This window comes from Virgibacillus kimchii, from assembly GCF_055379185.1.
In genome coordinates this window covers 2,149,588-2,169,401 of the sequence record NZ_AP043951.1, presented here as the reverse complement: position 1 = coordinate 2,169,401, position 19,814 = coordinate 2,149,588, and the positions used below count along the sequence as shown (strand labels likewise).

Below are 19,814 nucleotides of genomic sequence, written 5' to 3'. Positions count from 1 at the left end.
CTCTGGATTTGTGTTTTTTCATCTCCCATAACCAGGGTAGCCAGCAGTGATATAGCAGTCATTTTATCGATGAAATGAACTCGACGGCAGCCTTTGAAAAAGATTAAAAAAACGCCAAGGTTACTCCCTTGGCGTAAGTCCTTATATATACTGACCTTTCACAACTTCCAATAAATCCTTTTGATCCAGGTACGTTGTAGGGGCGAGGAACGTAATTGTTGCTACCCCTGGGTGCCGGCCAACGTCAATGGAGCCAGTGATGGTTGCCCTGTTCATGACTTCCGGTACGGTAATACCAAAGAATGCTGCAGCCCGCTCCATCCCGTTTTCCGTTGCTTCGTTAAGGGTGGCACCTGTGCCGATAAAGGAAACCGGGTAGGATTCTTCTATCTTTTCGATACCCTGTTTTTTCGCAAGTTGCAGGGCTTTCTTTCTTTCGTTTTCCGTAAACGGTTTGGCCAGATGCGGCAAATCTTCGTGAACAGGTAAAAGGATGGGTCCTTCTACATTAACATCTTTTAACACTTCCACCTGCAGCGTAACAATCCCAGCCACATCTGTTGTATGACCTGCTATTTCACCATTTCCCTGCATGGCGTGCATATCTCCAACGTATACTCCTCCGCCCTCTACCTTAACAGGTGCAATTAATACCGCACCCTCACGAACGCGATTAATATCCATATGACCATCTGTTCGGTCTTCTATTTGTTCTTTTGTCATCCCGTAATCATGTGGAGCATCAATAAGAGCCTGGGCGAAGTCACCAGCGTTATGAGAGTCCGGCATCGGTCGGGAAGGCATGGTACCAAGTTGACCGAGGAACGGACGCATTCTTGCAATTACTCCAACCAAATCATGTGGTGCAAATGTCAGAATTGGATTTTGGATGGAATTTTCCGGTGTGTTCATATGGGTTTTTGCATCTTTTGCCATGTTTTCGGCCCGATCTTTAGAAAGCGTAATACCCAGTGATTTATCTTGATTAAAAGCCATCGTATAACCATTTGTAATAATAAAAGGGGTCACATCTTCATTACATGATTTACAGCGAATTGCTTCCTGACCAGTTCCTTCAATATAGGTTTCAGGGTTCACCGTACCACAGTTGGGACACTTACCCGCGACAAAAGGGTCTCCAATATAACGGCCATCTACAGGAGCGTCACTTCCGGATGCAGTAGCAATGGAAGTTACTTCCACCGATTCAATACGGATGGCTATGGCATCTCCGACTTCTGCCCCTTCTACATAAACAGGCTTCGTTACTTCATGACCGCCTTTCAGTGCTGGGGTAATCATCGGTCCCCAACAGCCGGGAGCTGTGTTTGCGACAATGTGACCACCATCTTTTACGATATATTTCATGTTTTCAGAAGGGTCAAGAATACCGTCTGTGAAATCATTCACAAATACTGTTTGTTTTGCATCGCTTTTTTGATTTGTTTCCACGTTGATCCACTCCCTTTCATATTATGATTCTATTATACCATGAATTTGAAGTTAATAGGGATTATAGGATTTGAGGGTGTGTGCCTTGAGACAAAGCAGTAGAGCCGAATGGAAAAAAGAGAAGCTCCATCAGGGGTCACTGTTCATATGGCTAAGCCAAAGAACTTGTTCGTGTGAGTGTATTTTATGATCAGCAAGATGACCGGTCATAAGCCGGCACTCAGCGTACATACGTCTGGCTGGATTAAAAGAGATCAATATGAAATAACTAAGCAGGAAACTTATTTTATATGGACTGCGTATAGTTCCTATCAAACATGTGAAAAATTTCTGCACTATAATCCTCTAGGTCGTTATAAACCTATCCACATCAACCAAGCAGCGTCCAACTCAAACAAAGGATTAACGATTAAACCTGTGTCATAATTTTTGCTGATCCAACAAGGTGATGGAGGATGTAGTTCTTCGTAATGAGTGCTTCCCCTGCAATGTCTATAGTCTCGTCGAAACAAGCCGCTACAAATAAAACAGAAAACAGCAGAAATAGGTATTTCCTCAACCCCTCTTGATCAGTAATATAGTTCTATAGCCTTGCAAAGGGTGGGTTTGCTCAATAACAAATGATGGTGGAAATCCCGTTCGTGTAGGAGGTGCGGATTAACTTTTTAAATATGGAATATTTTAAGTTAGTAAATTTCATAATTGCTTATTTTTACTAAGTATCCGAACATTAATTAATAGAAACACTTTATAATTTGTTAATACAGAACGCTAGCCTGTTGATTGGAGTGGAAGACGGCGACTCCAGCGGGAACAGCGATAGCCGAAGACCCCGCAGCGTAGCGAGGAGGCTGAGGCAGAGCCCGCGGCAAAGAAAACACGACGAAAACGAGTTTGAGTCGATGTTGCACTTGTGCCAGTGGTGAAAGCGTCCGTCTGGAGCGGAAATCAACTTTGTTCGGATTTCTATACCAACTTCTCTATTATGAAATTGATTCAAGTTTATAAATTTTAAAAAATAACCAAAGAAGAGACATACAGGTTTCCTAATCTTATTTGAACATTTTTATGTAGTTATACTTCTTAGTAACAAAGTCTTTCAAACCCTTATACTCAAAATAAACGCATCTAACGTGTTACAATTAATACATGAATAGGCTTTCAGCGAGAGGTGATGAAATATGACGAATAACCAGACAACAGCTGTAAAGGAAGTTTTAATAGAGGCTCAGGAAATTGCAAAAAAGCATCAAAACTATCAGTTGGATATACCACATCTATGGTCAGCTTTGTTACAACTTGAAAGTTTTGCCTATGAGTTTTATGAAAAGTTGGATATTGATATGAATGAATTTATTCAATTGGTAAATAAAGAAGTGGAAAAAATCTCTACTTTATCAGGTACGGATGTAATTTATGGTGAAAAACAAAGTCTGCGATTAAAGAGTCTGATGGAACAAGCTAAAGAGGAGTCTGAGCTTTTACGTGATCGTTACGTAACTGTGGAGCATATCATACTCGCTTTATTTGAACAGAAATTTAATCCAATTACAATCTTTTTGAATGATTATGAAATTAATAAAGAAACTATCTACAAGAAAATGAACAAAATACGTAAGGGAAAAAAAGCGGTGACCCAACATCAGGAAAATCTATATGATTCTTTAAATAGATATGCCGTTAATTTAAATCAAAATTATATTGACGGACAAATAGAAAATGTAATAGGAAGACATGATGAAATTCAAGACATTATTCGCATTTTAACACGAAAAAATAAAAATAATGCTATTCTTATCGGCAGTCCAGGTGTTGGAAAATCAGCAATTGTTGAGGGATTAGTTCAAAAAATTGTAGATAATAATGTACCAAAAAACCTGGAGGATAAAGTCGTTTATAATTTAGATATGAGTGCTCTTGTTGCCGGCGCTAAATATCGAGGTGACTTTGAAGAGAGACTGAAGGCAGTGTTAAATGAAGTTCGGGATTCCAATGACAAGATCATCCTGTTTATTGATGAAATTCATACGATTGTAGGAGCCGGGAAAACGGAAGGATCAATGGATGCCGGAAATATTTTAAAACCAATGCTTGCAAGAGGGGAAATTCGATGCATTGGTGCGACCACACAAGATGAATACCGTGAAAATATTGAAAAAGATAAGGCATTAGAGAGAAGGTTTCAGCGAGTCATTGTACAGGAACCAACAGTAGAGGATACGATTGAAATTCTTAAGGGAATTAAACAGGACTATGAGCTGTTTCATGAAACAGAAATTGATGAAGCGGCGATAGAAGCAGCTGTCAAACTTTCCATTCGATATATTACAGACAGATATTTGCCGGATAAAGCGATTGATTTAATGGATGAAGCTAGTGCGGTTAAATATATAAAATTAAATGAAACTCCTCAAGCTATTCAAAATATAAAAGATAAAATTTTCGCCCTGAAAATACAATCTTATACGGATGAAAGCTCTGATTCTACGAAACAAAAAAATATCAAAACACGTTTAGATGAACTGGAAGCTCGAAAAAAGATAATGGAAGAACAATGGTATAAAGAGCTGGATCTTCTTCAGGTAATCCAAGAAGAATTAGTAAAAGTGAGCAAGCTGAAAAAAATGTATGATCAAGCTTTAATGGAAAATGACTTGGAAAACATTGCTGACTTATCCAAGGTTAAAATTCCTGAAGCAGAAAATAAAATGCGTTTACTAAATAAGCAGAGGCTTACTTTGACTGATGACTCTGAAACTTACATGGACAAAGTAGTTAGTGAAGAAGATATTAAAAGCGTAGTAGAACGATTAACAGGGATAAAAATAAGTGGCATCATGGAAAATGAAAGAGAAAGATTATTAAGTCTGGAAAGCGAACTGAGTAAACAAATTATTGGCCAGAATGAAGCTGTTTTGAAGGTTTCTCAGGCAGTTTTACGATCAAGAGCAGGTATACAAAACCCGAACAAACCGACTGGTTCCTTTTTGTTTATGGGTCCTACAGGTGTTGGGAAAACACAGTTGGCAAAAAGTCTGGCAAATGTTTTATTCGGCAGTGAGTTAGATATGGTTAGACTGGATATGTCGGAGTATATGGAAAAACATGCAGTGGCAAGGCTTGTTGGGCCACCTCCAGGATATATCGGGTATGATGAAGGTGGCCAATTAACTGAAGCAGTACGGCATCGACCATATTCCATTGTAGTTTTGGATGAAATTGAAAAAGCGCATCCGGATGTGTTTAATATGCTCCTTCAGGTATTGGATGAGGGAAGGCTTACTGATTCTCAGGGAAGAACGATTGATTTTAAGAATGCCATTCTTATCATGACAAGCAATCTGGGTTCCTCCAAATTATTGGATTCTATAGAAAAATACGGAGAAATAACTGCAGAAATAAAAAGTACCATTACGCATGATTTACGCAGTCATTTTCAACCTGAATTTATAAATAGGATTGATGATGTTTTGGTCTTTAATCCATTACAGAAAAAACATATGTACCAAATAACTGAATTAATGATTAAGGAGCTAAATAATCGGTTAAAAGATAAAAAAATGAATATTATTACTGAGGATGAAGTAATAAAATGGATTGCAGATCATGGATATAATCCGATCTTTGGAGCAAGACCATTACGAAGGTTTATCACTCAAGAATTAGAAACACCATTGGCCAAGGATATTATATCAAAAAAAATTGGTGAAGCGGTTGATATTCACATTTATTTACAGAACGAGAGATTAGTTTTCACGTATGAAGGAGAAGAATAGACAATGATTACCAGGTTCAGCATGGGGTGATGAATTTTACTCTCTTTTTACAGTGTCACAATTTATACAAAGACCGCGATATATTGGAGAAAATAGCCGGCAATTAATTGATTGCAGATAAAAACTTTGATACAGTTAATATATAGGTGCTGAAAGCGCTTATGAGCACCACTTGTTACTTAATTCACTTTTTCAATGCAAATTTGGTGAAAAGGAGAGTGATAGCTTGACAACCTTTGATATTTTAATTATTGGAGCGGGTCCTGGTGGATATGTAGCAGCGGAAGAAGCTGCTAAGTTAGGTAATTCTGTAGCCGTAATTGAGAAAAATGCTATTGGCGGATGTTGTTTAAACGTTGGCTGTATTCCATCAAAAACTTACCTGGAATATAGTAATTGGTTATCGTCCATTGAATCAGCCAATAAGCACGGAATGAGTGTAAAGGTAGAAAATATTGATTTTCCTTCTATTGTCCAAAGAAAAAATAAAGTAGTAACTACTTTACAAAATGGCATTCACAGCACATTTAAAAACAAGGAAATTCAGTATATTCATGGAGAAGCAAAATACGTTCAAAAAAATACGTTTGAAGTCAATGGTGAAAAATACTATGGTAAAAATGTGCTTCTGGCTACCGGCGGGCGACCTTTTATTCCTGAGATTAACGGATTAGGTTATGTGAAATATTTCACAACCGATACGTTTTTTGATATGGAAGAATTGCCGGACAAACTAGTAACGATAGGAGGTGGTGTGATTGCGGTAGAGTTGGCATTTGCACTGAAAAAGTTTGGAGTGGATGTAACCATTGTTGAAGTGGCATCTGATATTTTATTAACGATGGACGATGATGCCAGGAAAGTTATTAAGAACAAACTGAAGGATGCTGGAATCGATTTCGTTACGGATGCTGACATTCAAAAAGTAACGGATGAAAAAGTCGTACTTGCTGAAAACAGGGAGATTTTATTTGATGAAATACTTGTAGCTACAGGGAGGCGACAAAATCTCGAACTGCCTGAAGCGATGGGATTAAAATTAGATGATCATCAACGGTTTGTCTCGGTGGATGAATACTATGAAACTAGTGAGAAGCATGTATATGCTATTGGTGATTTAATCGGTGGGTATACTTTAGCTCATGCTGCGAGCGCAGAAGGTATAAAAGCTGTACGCGCGATGAGCGGAAAAAAAGAAAAACCGGTTAACCCTAATAGTATTCCCAGACCTCTGTTTATTGAACCGGAAGTTTCAGAGTTTGGTTTAAGTGTGGAAGAGGCCAAAAGTGCAGGATATGATGTCATTGTTGAACAAATGCCATTTTCTTTTAATGGCAGGGCTATGGCCTCTGATGAAACAGATGGGTTTGTTAAAATTATTAGTGAGTCCAAGTATCGTGAAATATTAGGCGGTGTTATTGTAGGGTCACAGGCTGCAGATTTATTACATCAAATTCTGACAGTCTATGAATCTGAGGGAACAGTTGATGAATTGGCAAACACAGTGTTCACCCACCCTACCATATCTGAATTAATTATGGAAACGGCTAAAAATATAGTTAAAAAATAAATGAGGAGGAATAATAATGTCTGCTAAACCAAAAGGAATGCCGAAGTCAGTAAGTCAGGTTGAAACATCTTTTAAAGAATTGGTTGATTTGGAAGTCCGTACTTCCACAGATGCAAAAGTGAAGGATTTAACTACTGATAAGGCGAAAGATATCTATAAAAATATGGAAGACATTCGTAACTTTGAAGAAAATGCCAAGCGATTTTTTGCTGCTGGTGAAATACCGGGATTCGTCCATTTATACGCGGGGGAAGAAGCTATTGCGACGGGGGTCTGTGCACACTTGTCCGATGACGATTATATAACAAGTACTCACCGCGGTCATGGTCACTGTGTAGCAAAAGGTGGAGATCTAAATGGAATGATGGCTGAAATATTTGGGAAAGCTACAGGCCTTGGAAAAGGTAAAGGCGGTTCTATGCATATCGCTGATATTGACAAAGGCATCTTGGGAGCAAACGGAATGGTTGGTGGTGGTTTTGGTATAGCCACTGGCGCTGCCATGAGGAATAAGTATAAGAAAAATAACAATGTCGTTGTTTGCTTCTTTGGTGACGGTGCTGCTAACGAAGGGGTGTTCCATGAATGCTTAAATATGGCATCGATCTGGGGGTTGCCAATAGTCTTTGTTAACGAAAATAACTTTTTTGCCGAAGCCACGCCACAATGGTATTCTTCTGCTTCTAATACCATTGCAGAAAGAGCCGCAGCATACAATATGCCCGGCGTACGCGTGAACGGTAAAGATGTGGCAGCAGTCTATGATACAGCTGGTGAAGCGATTGAGCGTGCACGCAATGGAGAAGGACCAACACTGATTGAATGTGTCACCTATAGAAATTACGGTCACTTTGAAGGGGATGAGCAAACTTATAAAGCTGATTCCGGTGAAGAAAAAGAATGGGCCCAGGTGGATCCTTTAGAAGTGTTCCGTGAGTATGCCATTGAAAATGGTCTAATAACAGAAGATGAATTGGACCAATTGCAGGAAGAATCCATCAAAGATTTGGAAGCAGCTGTTAAATTCGCGCAGGAAAGCCCGGAACCAGCACCTGAATCGCTATATGAAGACGTTTTTGCTGATTAATCAACGATTAGAAAGGGGTAGAATATCATGAGTAAGGAAAAACTGTTTATGCAAGCAATTAATGAGGCGCTAGACCAGGCAATGGAAAAAGATGAAGACGTTATTTTACTTGGAGAAGATATTGCAGGTGGAGCAGATGTTAAACATTTGGAAGAAAATAATGATGATTCATGGGGCGGCGTAATGGGTGTCACTAGAGGACTGATGCCAAAGTATGGCCGGGAACGTGTTATCGATACACCATTATCCGAAATGGGATATATGGGTGCTGCAGTGGGTATGGCGGCAACAGGATTACGTCCCGTACCGGAGTTAATGTTTAATGATTTTATTGGTTTTGCATTCGATGCTATTCTTGGACAAGGGTCCAAAATGCGCTATATGTTTGGCGGAAAGGCTAAAATCCCAATGACAGTCCGCACCATGCATGGTGCCGGTGCCGGTGCGGCTGCCCAGCACTCAGGGTCTTACTATGGAATGTTTGGTTCTATTCCGGGGGTAAAAGTTGTCGTTCCAGCAACCCCATATGATGCAAAAGGGTTAATGTTATCTTCCATTGAAGAAGATAATCTGGTTATATTTTCCGAGGATAAAACATTGTATGGTTCAAAAGGTGAAGTTCCGGATGATTACTATACAATCCCTATAGGGGAAGCAGATGTAAAAAGAGAAGGTAAAGATCTTACCATCGTTACAATTGGGAAGATGTTGTTTGTAGGATTGGAAGTTGCTGAGCGTTTGGATAAAAATAATGTGTCTGTGGAAGTGATTGATTTAAGAACGGTTGCACCATGGGACCAGGAAACAGTAATTGAATCTGTTAAGAAAACAGGCAGGCTAATCGTTATTGATGAATCGAATCCACATAATAATACTGCTACAGATATTGCTTCTGTCGTATCCGACAAGGCATTTGACTATTTAGATGGTCCGATAAAATGTGTCTGTGCACCAAATACACCTGTTCCTTTTGCGCCAAATCTTGAACAGCTCTATATCCCGGATGCAGATAAAGTTTTAAAAGAAGCAGCAGAAATCATTGATGATTTAAAAGCTTAGAAGGGGAGGTTACATGATGGCAGCGGAAATTGTAATGCCTAAATTAGGTCTGACGATGACTGAAGGCACAATAGAAAAATGGTTAGTTAATGAAGGCGATCAGGTTGAACAGGGCGATCCTATCGTCGAAATCAGTTCAGAAAAACTGACAAATGAAGTGGAAGCACCTGAAGCCGGGAAAGTTATTAAGCTGGTTGCACAAGAAGGAGATGTTATTCCGAGCAAGGGAGTAATCGCATATATAGGTGAGTCAGGGGAAACAGTTGATTCAGATACAGAAACAGACGATAAAGCAGAAGCAGGAAAAGGTACCCAAGAGGCCGGTAAAAAGGAAGATGTAACATCTTTCAATGCAGAAACGCAGCCAAGCCAACCGGCAAAAACAAACGATGGTAAACGCATTTTTATCACTCCGGTTGCGAGGAAAATGGCAGAGGAAAAGAATATAGACATTCGGGATGTCAACGGAACGGGGGGAAACGGAAGAATTACACGTTTGGATATTTTAAGATACGAACCGTCCGAAAAAACTGCATCCGCCACTGCACAGCCAACTGGTACCAGTGCTGTGACCATGGAGTATGGAGCCGGTCTTGAAGGCATGCGTAAAACAATCGCTGAGCGTATGATGCGTAGTGTGCAAACCACTGCTCAAGTAACAAATCAGCGAAAAGTGGATATTACAGACCTAATGGAATTCAGGAAAGAAATGAAAGGAAAAGTAAAACACCCGCTGGATAATGGGGAAATGAGCATTAACACCTTACTCACAAAAGCAGTAGTTCTGTCTTTGCTGGATACGCCTGAAATGAACGCCTGGTACTATAACGGGGAGTATGTAAAAGTGGATGAAGTTCATATAGGAATGGCTACAGCTATCGATGAAGGTCTCGTTGTTCCTGTAATAAAGGATGCACATCAAATGCCGCTTTCCCAGCTTGGACCAGCCATTAAAAAGGTAACATCTGAAGCAAGAAAGGGAACATTGGACGGCAGTTTATACTCAGGGTCCACGTTTTCCATTACCAGTTTAGGCGGTTATGATATAGAATATTTCACACCGATTATCAACACGCCTGAAGTTGGTATTTTGGGAGTTGGGTCTTTACAAAAGGAATTAGCTTTAGATGAAAATGGAGAAGTGGTTGAAAAACTAAAACTTCCATTAAGCTTAACTTATGATCATCAAATTATTGACGGTGCTCCTGCGGCTGAATTCCTAAATAAGATTGCTAATTATTTACAGGATCCGTATAGATTGCTGATATAGAATGAAATAGAATATATCTGTTAGTAAGTGCCAATCTAAGTAAGCACAGAAGAAAAGCATCCACCAAAAGATAATGCTTTTCTTCTTTTTTATATGGGTGTATGCCTTGAGAAAAAGCAGTAGAGCCGAATAAAAAAAGTGAAGCTCCATCAGGGGTTACTGTTCATATGGCTAAGCGAAAGAACTTGTTCGTGTGAGTACATTTTATGATCAGCAAAATGACCTGTCATAAGCCGGCAAGCAGCGTACCGAAACTGTCAACTTCATCGTCTGGCTGAATTATAAATGGATCAATATGTAATACCTATATCAAAAAGAATAGGCAGGAAACTTACTTTATACCGGTTGTGTATACTCCCTATCAAACATGTGATGAAATAATAGTAACATGATAGTTTGGGGAGCGGTTCACTATGATAGAACTAGTTACCTTTAAGCATAATATGATATGGTAAAATTATTAAACTAACTTGTCTTTTTTGGGGAGGCAATTAATATGTACAATGTATCCAATGATAAGGCAATAAAAATTGATGCAACTTCTTTTGCAGAACTGAATTACAAAGAAAGTGATATTGAAGACTTACTTTAGTAAATTTCATAATTGCTTATTTTTACTAAGTATCCGAACATTAATTAATGGAAACACTTTATAATTTGTTAATACAGAACGCTAGCCTGTTGATTGGAGTGGAAGACGGCGACTCCAGCGGGAACAGCGATAGCCGAAGACCCCGCAGCGTAGCGAGGAGGCTGAGGCAGAGCCCGCGGCAAAGAAAACACGACGAAAACGAGTTTGAGTCGATGTTGCACTTGTGCCAGTGGTGAAAGCGTCCGTCTGGAGCGGAAATCAACTTTGTTCGGATTTCTATACTAACTTCTCTATTATGAAATTGATTCACTTAGACAAAATATCGATATGATATGTGATGAAGAAGAATCGATGCTCATTGTTGGTAAGCAAGTTAGAAACGCCCAGCATGGAATTAGTGATCTTACGGCTGTTGACAATAAGGTGAATATAGTTTTAGTTGAGATAAAAAGAGATCGGAAGGATATTGAAGGGCGAAGAGAGGCTTTTGAATTTCAAGCCATTCGATATGCAGCAAGTTATGCAACGATTGAGGATCCAGAGGATTTGGTTAATAAGATTTATGCACCATACATCGAAAAATATCGTAATGAATTTGAAGAGAGCTCTTTAACCAGTGCCGAGCTTGGAACGAGAAAACTGACAGAGTTTTTGCGGGAAAATGGTGCAGAGAGCAACTTTAATAAGAATTAAAAAATTATACTAGTTGCATCTGACTATGACGAACAAACCTTATCGGCTGTTGCTTGGCTGAATAGTAATAATGTTGATATCAGTTGTTTTAAAATGATACCCTACAAAATGAATGCTCAAGTTTATATAAACATTGAAAAGGTCTTACCATTAAATACATATAAAGATTATTATGTAAATTTCTTAGACAGCCCCATAAAAAGTAGTTTGCAGAAAAAAAGCTTTACACGGAGAGCGCTGCCTAAAATAAATGAAATGCTCGAATGGGGCGTTGTTAAAGCCGGTGATACGATCGTTGCAAAAGGGCGGGATGATAAAGGTACGCTTTTAGCTAATGGAAATGTAGAAGTTAATGGCGAAGAAACCTCCATGCAGAAATGGTTAAAGGAGCTGTTTGGCTGGTCTAGTATTCAGACTTATGCGTTCGCTGTTCATAAGGAAACAGGAAAGACGCTTTCTATGGTGGACCCCATTGTCAAGACACAAATTTTATAAAAATAAGGTGGGATCATTAGTTTTGTTCCTTACCCGCCTTGCCAACCCTGCCTTACCTGGGTCTGCATCCGTCAAGGGCGAACTTTCCCTTGACGGATGCAGACTCGGGAAAGATAATCGCACCAAGGTGGGTAGGACAATGATCTATTGAAAATAAATGAATCCTGGTGTTTTGTAATCCAATGATTGATGAGGCCGTTCATGATTATAAAGGTTCATATAATCCCTTATATTGCTTCTGGCCGCTTTTGGTGATCCATAATCCTTTAAGTATACTTCTTCGTATTTAAGGCTTCTCCAAAAGCGTTCAATCATGATATTGTCCAATGCCCTTCCTTTTGAGTCCATGCTTATCTGAATGGGTGGCTGCTCTTTTAATAGATTAATATATTTGGAACTGGTAAAATGACTGCCCTGATCACTGTTGAAGATGTCGGGTGTACCAACCGTGAATGCACGTCTTACTGCCTCCAGGACAAAGTCAATGTCCAATGTCTGATCTAACTCCCAGCTGACAATATAGCGGGAATACCAATCGATAATGGCGGTTAAATACATCCAACTACTCTGCAGACGAATATAGGTTATATCAATACTCCAAACTTGATTGGGGCGGGTTATCGTCACTCCTTTCAACAGATATGGATAAATCCGGTGCTGCAGATTACGTTTACTCAAATTAGGGCCTGGATAAATGGCTTGTATACCCATTTCACGCATATGACGCTGTACTCTTTTACGGTTAATGTTCACCCCTTCATTCTTTAGAAATTCGGCAATCTTGCGTGAACCAAAATACGGGTATTTGGTATAGATCTCATCAATCCGGTGTTTAATGGCAACCTCTTCAGGAGACGGCTGCACAGGCTTGTAGTAAAGGCTGGAACGGTTTATTCCAAATAGTTTAGCCTGCTGGGAGATAGGAAGGTCTGGATCCTTCCAATCCACCATCTCCATGCGTTCCCGTCTAGTCGTGGTAGATTCCAGATTTTTTTTTCATCCACGACAATTGCGTGGTTAATTTGCCAACTTCAGCGTAGAGAGCTTCCAGTTGTTTTTCGTAATCTTCTTTCATTTTTTCCTTGTCTTTGTTCTTTTTCTCAAAGACTTGTGACATATCTTGCAGAAACTGTGTTTTCCACTTTTGCAGCTGGTTTACATGAATGCCATGTTCCGAAGCTATCTGGCTCATTGGCTTTTCTTCCTTCAAGATTTCCAACACGATTTGCGATTTGAATTCTGGTGTATATCTTTTTCGTTTCATATACCTACCTTAACATCTCCCTTTTTCGTGTCTAAAATCTTGGGTCCATTATATTCTCAAATACGTGAAGCGTATATGGAAAAAGAACAGGATACGGGTATTTAAGGTATATATACCTTAAAAGTTGCTTGAGCTGGTGATTAGTTCTGGCAGCTTTTTTATTTATGAAAAAATAACCTAAATTTCATTTTCTGCCCTCAGAAACGCACTGAATTCGTATTTTCTACTTAGGGAAAGTTGAACTTTATGCGCTTATACCCCTTTCAAATTGCAATATTACACTTTTGTTTATCCTAATCAAATACCTTATTTTATAGATGAAGGAAAACGCTGTTACAAATGCAGCGTTAGCCTACACATCCTTCAACAGGAAAACAGGACACCATTTGAACTTACCTCAAAGCTGCGTAATGGGAACCATTTTCACCTGCAAAACGCTTCACACAACTTGCATTACTTTCTGAAACTGTTGGATTTATCATGTCCCATAAACTATTCCTGTTCCTTGATGATCATGCAGCCTCTGCCATATCGTAAAAACCTTAAATCCCCCCTTGCCCCCCTCATAACCACGTAATCAATACACTTTCATGATTAAATTGTTTATAATAAGGAGGAAAATATGAATAGAGCGGAATTACAGGAACTCGCGGAAATTCGTCTGAAAGAGGCTAAGGTTTTATATAAAGCTAATCAGTATGATGGAGCATATTATTTAGCAGGATATGTTATAGAGTGTGCACTTAAGGCTTGGATTGCAAAAAGAACCAGGAAGTATGATTTTCCTGATAAAACGATTGTAAATAAAATTTATACGCATGACGTGGAGAAACTAATTGGGGTAATTGGTGTGAAAATACCCAATGAATTGGAAATCAAGTGGACTATAATTAAGGATTGGTCTGAAAAAGATCGATATGCTAAGCATACGATGGAAGAGGCAAAGGATATGATCGAAGCAGTGAATAATCCAAATGAGGGGGTATTCAGATGGATAAAAGAACATTGGTAGAAAAGGATTTTAAGGATGGCGCAGTACTTGTTACGGAATTAGATAAGGCTGCATTTCATGTTCAAGCAGCGCTTTGGCTTTATGATACCGATAGAGATAACTGGAGACTGATGATAGCATCTAAAGACTATGATACAACCGGGCCAGCGAAGGCGTATGAGCATATAAATAAAGTGTTAAAGGAAATTGAACAAAAAAACAGTGATTACGGTATTGCGTTGGATAATATTTCTGTTGTTCGCACAAATGATAAATTAATAAAACTGCTTGAAACCACCATACAAACAGGACCGGAAGAGGTGTCCGGCATCAGATTTTCCAGAAATGCCATCAATAATCATTATATAGAAGATGCATATATATACCGAGTAGCATAGGCTGTATAGATTTAGGTGTTGGAGCTGCGCTTGGAAAGGTGCCTGGGACTGCGGTACAGTGGTTCCTTTTGGGAAGGTGCCTGTCACTCCCCGAATTTTGTCAATATATGTCGAATACAATTGGTTAAGGTGATTCGTGCTGATGGCTTTTTATAAATACAGCCATCAGTGCTATTCACCTATTGACAGTGTATGTTATAATTAATTTAACAATTATTTTTAAACAACAAAATTAATTCACCTATTTACACTTGAAGTTTTATATTATAATATAAATCTAGTTCCATGCCGGAGCTGGATTTTTTGTTATTATGCCGGTTTTTGGCACCTGATTCATTATTCTTACGAGCAGGCTGAAGCGTACATAGAAAATGAAGAAAAACTAAACGAGGGGTAAGTGAATGGAAAAGATGGGAAAATGGACGATGAAGGAAACGCTATTGGGAAAAACCCGAACTGTTATTATTCTAACTGCTATTTTAACGTTTATCATGAACAAAGTAATCAATCGTATTATGACAAAAGAGGTAGCTGTTGAAGGAGGTTTATACAGTAGTTATACTTATGAATTCTCACTTGGCATTTATGGCTTGGTATTTGCGATTCCGGCTGGATTCCTCAGTATCCTGATCGTGATGATTTTCATGAATCTAATAAAAGGGAAGCCGTCTGGTACTTTCCATCATCAGAAAGAATTCAAGTGGTACAGTATCTATGGAACGATCACCGGTTTTGTTCTTTTGTTTCTAATAATCAATTTCAATCCTTATACATCTGAAATGCAGGTAACGAATGTATGGGAAGGTTTTTTATGGGTGGGGCTTGAAATGCTCATTCCCATCGCAATTGCTGTAACAGCTGCAAAATTGATTAATATAGTTATGGTTCGTATAACAAATACAAACGGAATGTTGATTGAGGAGATAAAGACCACAGGCAAACATGCCGGAATGTTTTCAAGTGAAGAAGAGAAAAATAGAGTTTTGAAGCAACTGAAAAAAGGAAATGCTTCTACCATTAAAGGAGCGCTGCGGCGACTTAAAATCAATGATTTCTTCCTAATGGTCGGTGGTGGTTTTATTGCTTTATTTGTGATATTGAGTAAGGCTATTCCAAAGGTCGAAAACAAATATACCGGTTGGAATCAAGAGATGGATAAAGCACATCAAGCCAAAAAACAAATAAAGAGTGAGGCAAATCGTGCAGTTGAACAAAAACGAAAAAAGGCCAATTATTCGGGAAGGAAATTTGTGGATCAGTTTAACTATAATGCGAAATATTCAAAAAGTGAAGAAAATCGGTACAAGCAAGATTTAAGAGAATATGAAGAGGCGAGAAAGCGTGCTGAGCGGTTGTAATTGGGTTGTTCAGACAACTGATAAATTTATAAACTCCTTGAAACCAAAATCACACAAGCCCTGAAGCTGTGTCGGGAATTTCAAGTTTTCCAGTAATGTCATTAATAACCATAGTTGGCTAGGAATTAAATATCCGTGCCACCTATTTTCACGCTGCTGATAGAACAAAACCACCAGTTCATCCTGGTGGTTTTACTAATTCCGCTTGATAAATGATGCTGATAAATTAAAGTCCCACTTCATTTGCAGCATGTGTTGCATCTTCATTGCTGAATCCTTCATACATTAGCTGTTCAATTAGACCGCTTCTGGAGAAACTCATATAGTCTAAGTAACTTTCAGCCATTTTGACTGCCTGCTCTTTCCAACTTACACTTAATTGGTCTACGGCATAAGTGGCGTCGGCATCATCGAATCCTTCATATTTTAATTGATCTATGAGACCACTTTTAGAAAAAGCCGTATAATCCAAATAACTTTTAGCCATATTCACTGCATTTCTTTGTGATGGTGTTTCATCTTCAGACTCTTCTTCTGTTTTTTCTGTAGCCGAAGCCTCTGTTTCCTTCTTCTCTGCCGTTTCTGCAGTGTCTTCTGACGTGGCTGCTGTTGCGGCGACTTCATCTTCAGCTTTACTGATTTCAGCGTGAAGTGATTCTAATGTATCCTCCGCTTCTTCGACTTCTTGAATCATATCATTTCTATTTTCGGCCAGTTCTTCCAAAGCCTCATATTTTTCCTTGTTTGCCTCAAGTTCATTTTCAACAGCAGTTAATTCATCTTTCTTTTCTGCCAACTCGTCATGGATGGACGCTAATTCTTCTTCCGCTTCTTCGATTTCTTCCTGTAGTTCTTCGTAATTGAGTGCTTCTCCTGCAATATCTACAGTCTCTTCGGAACAAGCCGCTACCAATAAAACAGAAAACAGTAGTACCAGGTATTTCCTCACCCTCCCCACCCCCTCCTTATCATAAACATAGTACTATTATCCTACAAAGAGCAGGTTTGCGCAATAACGAATGGTGGGGGTTTCAAGGACCATATAACAACAACTAGTAAAATTTAATCGATCTAAGCTGATGTGCGAAAATAGGAAAAGGTGATCAATCAAAGTCGCAAACGATGGTAATCATGGTGGAATATACGGAACCACAAGAAAAAAACAAGGGCATCTATAGCAAGGTAGGATAACCCCTTGTATTTTTTAATATAATTTTTCGGATATCGTCTGTGCAACTTGCTCCTTTATTTGTTTGGCCCCTTCATAGTTTTTCATCGTTATGCCTGTACATAACAGATCTATCACAAACAACTGAGATATTTTTGATACGAGTGAACCACTATCCAATGGATTTTCCTTAGCCGATGTCAGAAGAACGATATCTGCATAACTGGTTAATGGTGATTTCATATAGTTCGTGATTGCAATTACTGCAGCGCCGTTGGTCTTTGCTGTTTTTACAGCATCAATGATATCTTTCGTGCTGCCTGTAAGGCTAATTGCGATAATGACTGTCTCCTTGTTGGTGGAGTTGGAGCGGATCACCTGATTGTGAGAGTCTGTGATGGTTTCGATGTTCATCCCAATCCGCATTAGTCTGTTTTGCATATCCAGACCGGCAATTCCTGATGAAGAAACACCATACACAACAACCGATTGGGCATCGTATATTTTATCAATGGCCATCTGTAATTGAGCATCGTCAACCAGTTTGTAAGTATCATCGACTGCTTGTATCATATTGTTTCTCACTTTATCGATATATGTTCCATCATTACCATGATTCTCCCGGATGGAGAGCTCTCTTGCCAGAGCCAGTTTGAAATCCTGATACCCTTTATAACCTAGTTTCCGGCAAAATCGTAAAACTGTCGCTTCCCCGACTTGGCATGCAATCGCAATTTCAGTTAATGATTGATAAACAACTTTTTCAAAATTTTCGGTAATAAAGTTGTACAACTTTAATTCGGACTTTGTGAATGTATTCTTGTTTTGCTCCATCAACATGGTCAAATTTACGTTATTATCACTAAAATGGTTCACGATCCATCATCTCCTTTGTACTGCCTCCCACTAATTTATCTTACTCTATCATAACCGGTTCTCATGTTTGGAGATAAACTCCATTTTAAAATTATAATTGACAACTTACTTTCATACTGATATGATACACCTAAATCTTCAAAAATGAAAGCGTCTTCTCGAAAAAGAGAATGGAGGGACAATGATGAAAGGTATTATAACAGCCTTGCTAACACCGTTTAACAAGGATGGTACGCTCAATGAAAAAGGACTAAGGGAGGTAGTTCGCCATAACATTGACGAGATGAAAGTGAATGGATTATATGTAGGCGGTTCCACAGGGGAGAGTTTCCTGATGGATGAAAGTGCCAAAACAGATTTACTTAAAATAGTCAAAGAGGAAGCCGGAAATGCTGTCACCTTGATTGGGCAGATTGGCTCCTTGAATATAGAAGAAGCAATACGGTTAGGAAAGGAAGCCAAACAGCTTGGGTATGACGCGCTATCTGCAATCACGCCATATTATTATAAGTTCAGCTTTCAGGAAATTAAGGCTTATTACGAGCGGCTGACAGAAGAAACAGATCATCCAATGATTATTTATTCAAATCCTGCCTTTACCGGTGCGCAATTTTCTATCGAAGACTATGGAGAGTTATTGGCTATTCCAAATGTAATAGGAGTCAAGTACACGGATACTGATCTTTCAAAACTGGCTACATTAAAAGACATACATCAAGATAAAGTATTCTTCAGCGGGGCTGATGATATGGTTCTGCAATTTGCCGTCTCCGGAGCAGACGGAGCCATTGGCAGCACATACAATATTATAGGTAAGGAAGCTATTGCCTTATACGAAGCTGTAGAAAGCACTAATTTGGAAAAGGCGAAAGATCTACAAAAAAAGATGAATAAAGTGATTGCCAGATTGGAAAGACTCGGTGTCTATCAAACTATTAAACATGTGTTAAAACAATATGGGATTGACGCAGGATATATGAAATTCCCTTTCAAAGAACTTACAGAGGATGAAAGGAAACAGGCAGAAAAGATTGTAAACATCATATCCACAGAAGAATAAATCAGAAATAGTTCAATGGGAGTTTAGTAAATGAGTAAAAAATTAATTGTATCTTGTCAAGCTTTAGAAGATGAACCGCTTCACAGTTCATATATCATGTCCAAAATGGCATTGGCTGCCTATGAGGGAGGAGCAAATGGCATCCGCGCCAATACGGTTGCTGATGTCCAAGCCATAAAAAAGGAAGTCAATTTGCCCATCATAGGGATTATTAAACAAGATTATGACGACAGTGAAGTCAGAATTACGCCAACGATTAAGGAAGTACAGGCTTTGTATGAAGAGGGAGTCGAAATCATTGCATTTGATGCAACAGACAGAGTTCGGCCTCATCATGAAACACTGGAAACGTTTTTTCACAAGGTGAAGGAAAATTTTCCCGGGCAAACATTTATGGCGGATGTTTCGAATGTGCAGGAGGCTATCCAGGCAGAGAAATTAGGGGTGGACCTGGTGGGTACCACGCTGGTCGGTTATACGGCTGATACAGAGGGTGATCAACCTCTCGATTCGCTCGAAGCAATCCTGCATGCAGTAGATATACCAGTGATTGCGGAGGGGAATATAGATACACCAAATAAAGCGAAGCGAGCGCTTGAACTTGGAGCTTCCGCTGTCGTGGTAGGAAGTGCCATTACAAGACCACAGGAAATAACAAAAAAGTTTTCTATGAAAATGAGTGAAGTAAAATAATTAAGGAGGAAT

General features: G+C 39.1%; 16 protein-coding genes. 12 read left to right on the top strand and 4 right to left on the bottom strand.

All coding sequences use genetic code 11. From position 1 onward, the window contains the following. Positions 1 to 141: 141 nt before the first annotated feature. A complete protein-coding gene (locus ACZ42C_RS10595) occupies positions 142 to 1,452 on the bottom strand; it encodes an acetamidase/formamidase family protein (protein WP_461180328.1) in 1,311 nt (436 codons plus the stop codon). Between the two features lie 1,181 nt (positions 1,453 to 2,633). On the opposite strand from ACZ42C_RS10595, the gene ACZ42C_RS10590 reads away from it, so the two are divergent. The 7 genes from ACZ42C_RS10590 to ACZ42C_RS10560 all read left to right on the top strand — a co-directional run bounded on the left by ACZ42C_RS10590 (position 2,634) and on the right by ACZ42C_RS10560 (position 11,994). Next, the gene (locus ACZ42C_RS10590) at positions 2,634 to 5,228 is read left to right on the top strand and encodes an ATP-dependent Clp protease ATP-binding subunit (protein WP_461180329.1); all 2,595 of its coding nucleotides are present in this window, start codon (positions 2,634 to 2,636) and stop codon (positions 5,226 to 5,228) included. A 226-nt stretch (positions 5,229 to 5,454) separates the two neighbouring features. Continuing rightward, on the top strand, positions 5,455 to 6,798 hold the full coding sequence (lpdA, locus tag ACZ42C_RS10585) for a dihydrolipoyl dehydrogenase (RefSeq protein WP_461180330.1): 1,344 nt from the start codon (positions 5,455 to 5,457) through the stop codon (positions 6,796 to 6,798). Between the two features lie 163 nt (positions 6,799 to 6,961). After that, the gene (locus tag ACZ42C_RS10580; RefSeq protein ID WP_461180404.1) at positions 6,962 to 7,885 is read left to right on the top strand and encodes a thiamine pyrophosphate-dependent dehydrogenase E1 component subunit alpha; all 924 of its coding nucleotides are present in this window, start codon (positions 6,962 to 6,964) and stop codon (positions 7,883 to 7,885) included. Positions 7,886 to 7,912: 27 nt separating this feature from the next. After that, on the top strand, positions 7,913 to 8,944 hold the full coding sequence (locus ACZ42C_RS10575; RefSeq protein ID WP_461180331.1) for an alpha-ketoacid dehydrogenase subunit beta: 1,032 nt from the start codon (positions 7,913 to 7,915) through the stop codon (positions 8,942 to 8,944). Positions 8,945 to 8,957: 13 nt separating this feature from the next. After that, positions 8,958 to 10,214 (top strand): dihydrolipoamide acetyltransferase family protein, encoded by a 1,257-nt coding sequence (locus tag ACZ42C_RS10570; RefSeq protein ID WP_464891245.1) that lies wholly within the window; start codon positions 8,958 to 8,960, stop codon positions 10,212 to 10,214. Positions 10,215 to 11,157: 943 nt separating this feature from the next. Continuing rightward, positions 11,158 to 11,499 (top strand): hypothetical protein, encoded by a 342-nt coding sequence (locus ACZ42C_RS10565; RefSeq protein ID WP_464891244.1) that lies wholly within the window; start codon positions 11,158 to 11,160, stop codon positions 11,497 to 11,499. A 108-nt stretch (positions 11,500 to 11,607) separates the two neighbouring features. Beyond that, positions 11,608 to 11,994 carry a hypothetical protein gene (locus ACZ42C_RS10560; protein ID WP_461180334.1) on the top strand — a complete coding sequence of 129 codons (387 nt, stop codon included), beginning with the start codon at positions 11,608 to 11,610 and terminating at the stop codon, positions 11,992 to 11,994. A gap of 144 nt (positions 11,995 to 12,138) precedes the next feature. Here ACZ42C_RS10560 and ACZ42C_RS10555 read toward each other — a convergent pair. Further along, a protein-coding gene (locus ACZ42C_RS10555; protein ID WP_461180335.1) for an IS3 family transposase occupies positions 12,139 to 13,258 on the bottom strand; the annotation gives its coding sequence in 2 pieces (ribosomal slippage) (positions 12,139 to 12,990 and positions 12,992 to 13,258; 1,119 coding nt in all). A 622-nt stretch (positions 13,259 to 13,880) separates the two neighbouring features. On the opposite strand from ACZ42C_RS10555, the gene ACZ42C_RS10550 reads away from it, so the two are divergent. The 3 genes from ACZ42C_RS10550 (at position 13,881) to ACZ42C_RS10540 (ending at position 16,005) form a co-directional block, all read left to right on the top strand. Further along, entirely contained in the window at positions 13,881 to 14,270 is a 390-nt protein-coding gene (locus ACZ42C_RS10550) for a HEPN domain-containing protein (protein ID WP_461180336.1), read from the top strand. Then, positions 14,249 to 14,647, top strand: a complete 399-nt coding sequence (locus tag ACZ42C_RS10545) for a hypothetical protein (protein ID WP_461180337.1) — start codon at positions 14,249 to 14,251, stop codon at positions 14,645 to 14,647. The genes ACZ42C_RS10550 and ACZ42C_RS10545 overlap by 22 nt, the downstream gene beginning before the upstream one ends. Positions 14,648 to 15,048: 401 nt before the next feature. Next, entirely contained in the window at positions 15,049 to 16,005 is a 957-nt protein-coding gene (locus tag ACZ42C_RS10540; protein ID WP_461180338.1) for a hypothetical protein, read from the top strand. Positions 16,006 to 16,231: 226 nt separating this feature from the next. Here ACZ42C_RS10540 and ACZ42C_RS10535 read toward each other — a convergent pair whose 3' ends face one another. Together ACZ42C_RS10535 and ACZ42C_RS10530 are read right to left on the bottom strand one after the other, a co-directional pair. Beyond that, complete coding sequence (locus ACZ42C_RS10535) at positions 16,232 to 16,954, bottom strand: Ltp family lipoprotein (protein ID WP_461180339.1); 723 nt, start codon at positions 16,952 to 16,954, stop codon at positions 16,232 to 16,234. A gap of 255 nt (positions 16,955 to 17,209) precedes the next feature. Then, positions 17,210 to 18,049, bottom strand: a complete 840-nt coding sequence (locus ACZ42C_RS10530; RefSeq protein WP_461180340.1) for a MurR/RpiR family transcriptional regulator — start codon at positions 18,047 to 18,049, stop codon at positions 17,210 to 17,212. A gap of 181 nt (positions 18,050 to 18,230) precedes the next feature. Between ACZ42C_RS10530 and ACZ42C_RS10525 the strand changes: the two genes are divergently transcribed. Further along, the gene (locus tag ACZ42C_RS10525) at positions 18,231 to 19,109 is read left to right on the top strand and encodes an N-acetylneuraminate lyase (RefSeq protein ID WP_464891243.1); all 879 of its coding nucleotides are present in this window, start codon (positions 18,231 to 18,233) and stop codon (positions 19,107 to 19,109) included. Between the two features lie 30 nt (positions 19,110 to 19,139). After that, positions 19,140 to 19,802 carry an N-acetylmannosamine-6-phosphate 2-epimerase gene (locus ACZ42C_RS10520; protein WP_461180342.1) on the top strand — a complete coding sequence of 221 codons (663 nt, stop codon included), beginning with the start codon at positions 19,140 to 19,142 and terminating at the stop codon, positions 19,800 to 19,802. Positions 19,803 to 19,814 lie beyond the last annotated feature (12 nt).

Excerpts from the sequence above, each read along its gene's own strand:
- ACZ42C_RS10520 (WP_461180342.1), top strand. The coding sequence starts at position 19,140 with ATGAGTAAAAAATTAATTGTATCTTGTCAAGCTTTAGAAGATGAACCG.
- ACZ42C_RS10570 (WP_464891245.1), top strand. The coding sequence starts at position 8,958 with ATGATGGCAGCGGAAATTGTAATGCCTAAATTAGGTCTGACGATGACT.
- ACZ42C_RS10565 (WP_464891244.1), top strand. The coding sequence starts at position 11,158 with ATGCTCATTGTTGGTAAGCAAGTTAGAAACGCCCAGCATGGAATTAGT.
- ACZ42C_RS10550 (WP_461180336.1), top strand. The coding sequence starts at position 13,881 with ATGAATAGAGCGGAATTACAGGAACTCGCGGAAATTCGTCTGAAAGAG.
- ACZ42C_RS10545 (WP_461180337.1), top strand. The coding sequence starts at position 14,249 with ATGGATAAAAGAACATTGGTAGAAAAGGATTTTAAGGATGGCGCAGTA.
- ACZ42C_RS10575 (WP_461180331.1), top strand. The coding sequence starts at position 7,913 with ATGAGTAAGGAAAAACTGTTTATGCAAGCAATTAATGAGGCGCTAGAC.
- ACZ42C_RS10580 (WP_461180404.1), top strand. The coding sequence starts at position 6,962 with ATGGAAGACATTCGTAACTTTGAAGAAAATGCCAAGCGATTTTTTGCT.
- ACZ42C_RS10560 (WP_461180334.1), top strand. The coding sequence starts at position 11,608 with ATGAATGCTCAAGTTTATATAAACATTGAAAAGGTCTTACCATTAAAT.
- ACZ42C_RS10525 (WP_464891243.1), top strand. The coding sequence starts at position 18,231 with ATGATGAAAGGTATTATAACAGCCTTGCTAACACCGTTTAACAAGGAT.
- ACZ42C_RS10590 (WP_461180329.1), top strand. The coding sequence starts at position 2,634 with ATGACGAATAACCAGACAACAGCTGTAAAGGAAGTTTTAATAGAGGCT.
- ACZ42C_RS10540 (WP_461180338.1), top strand. The coding sequence starts at position 15,049 with ATGGAAAAGATGGGAAAATGGACGATGAAGGAAACGCTATTGGGAAAA.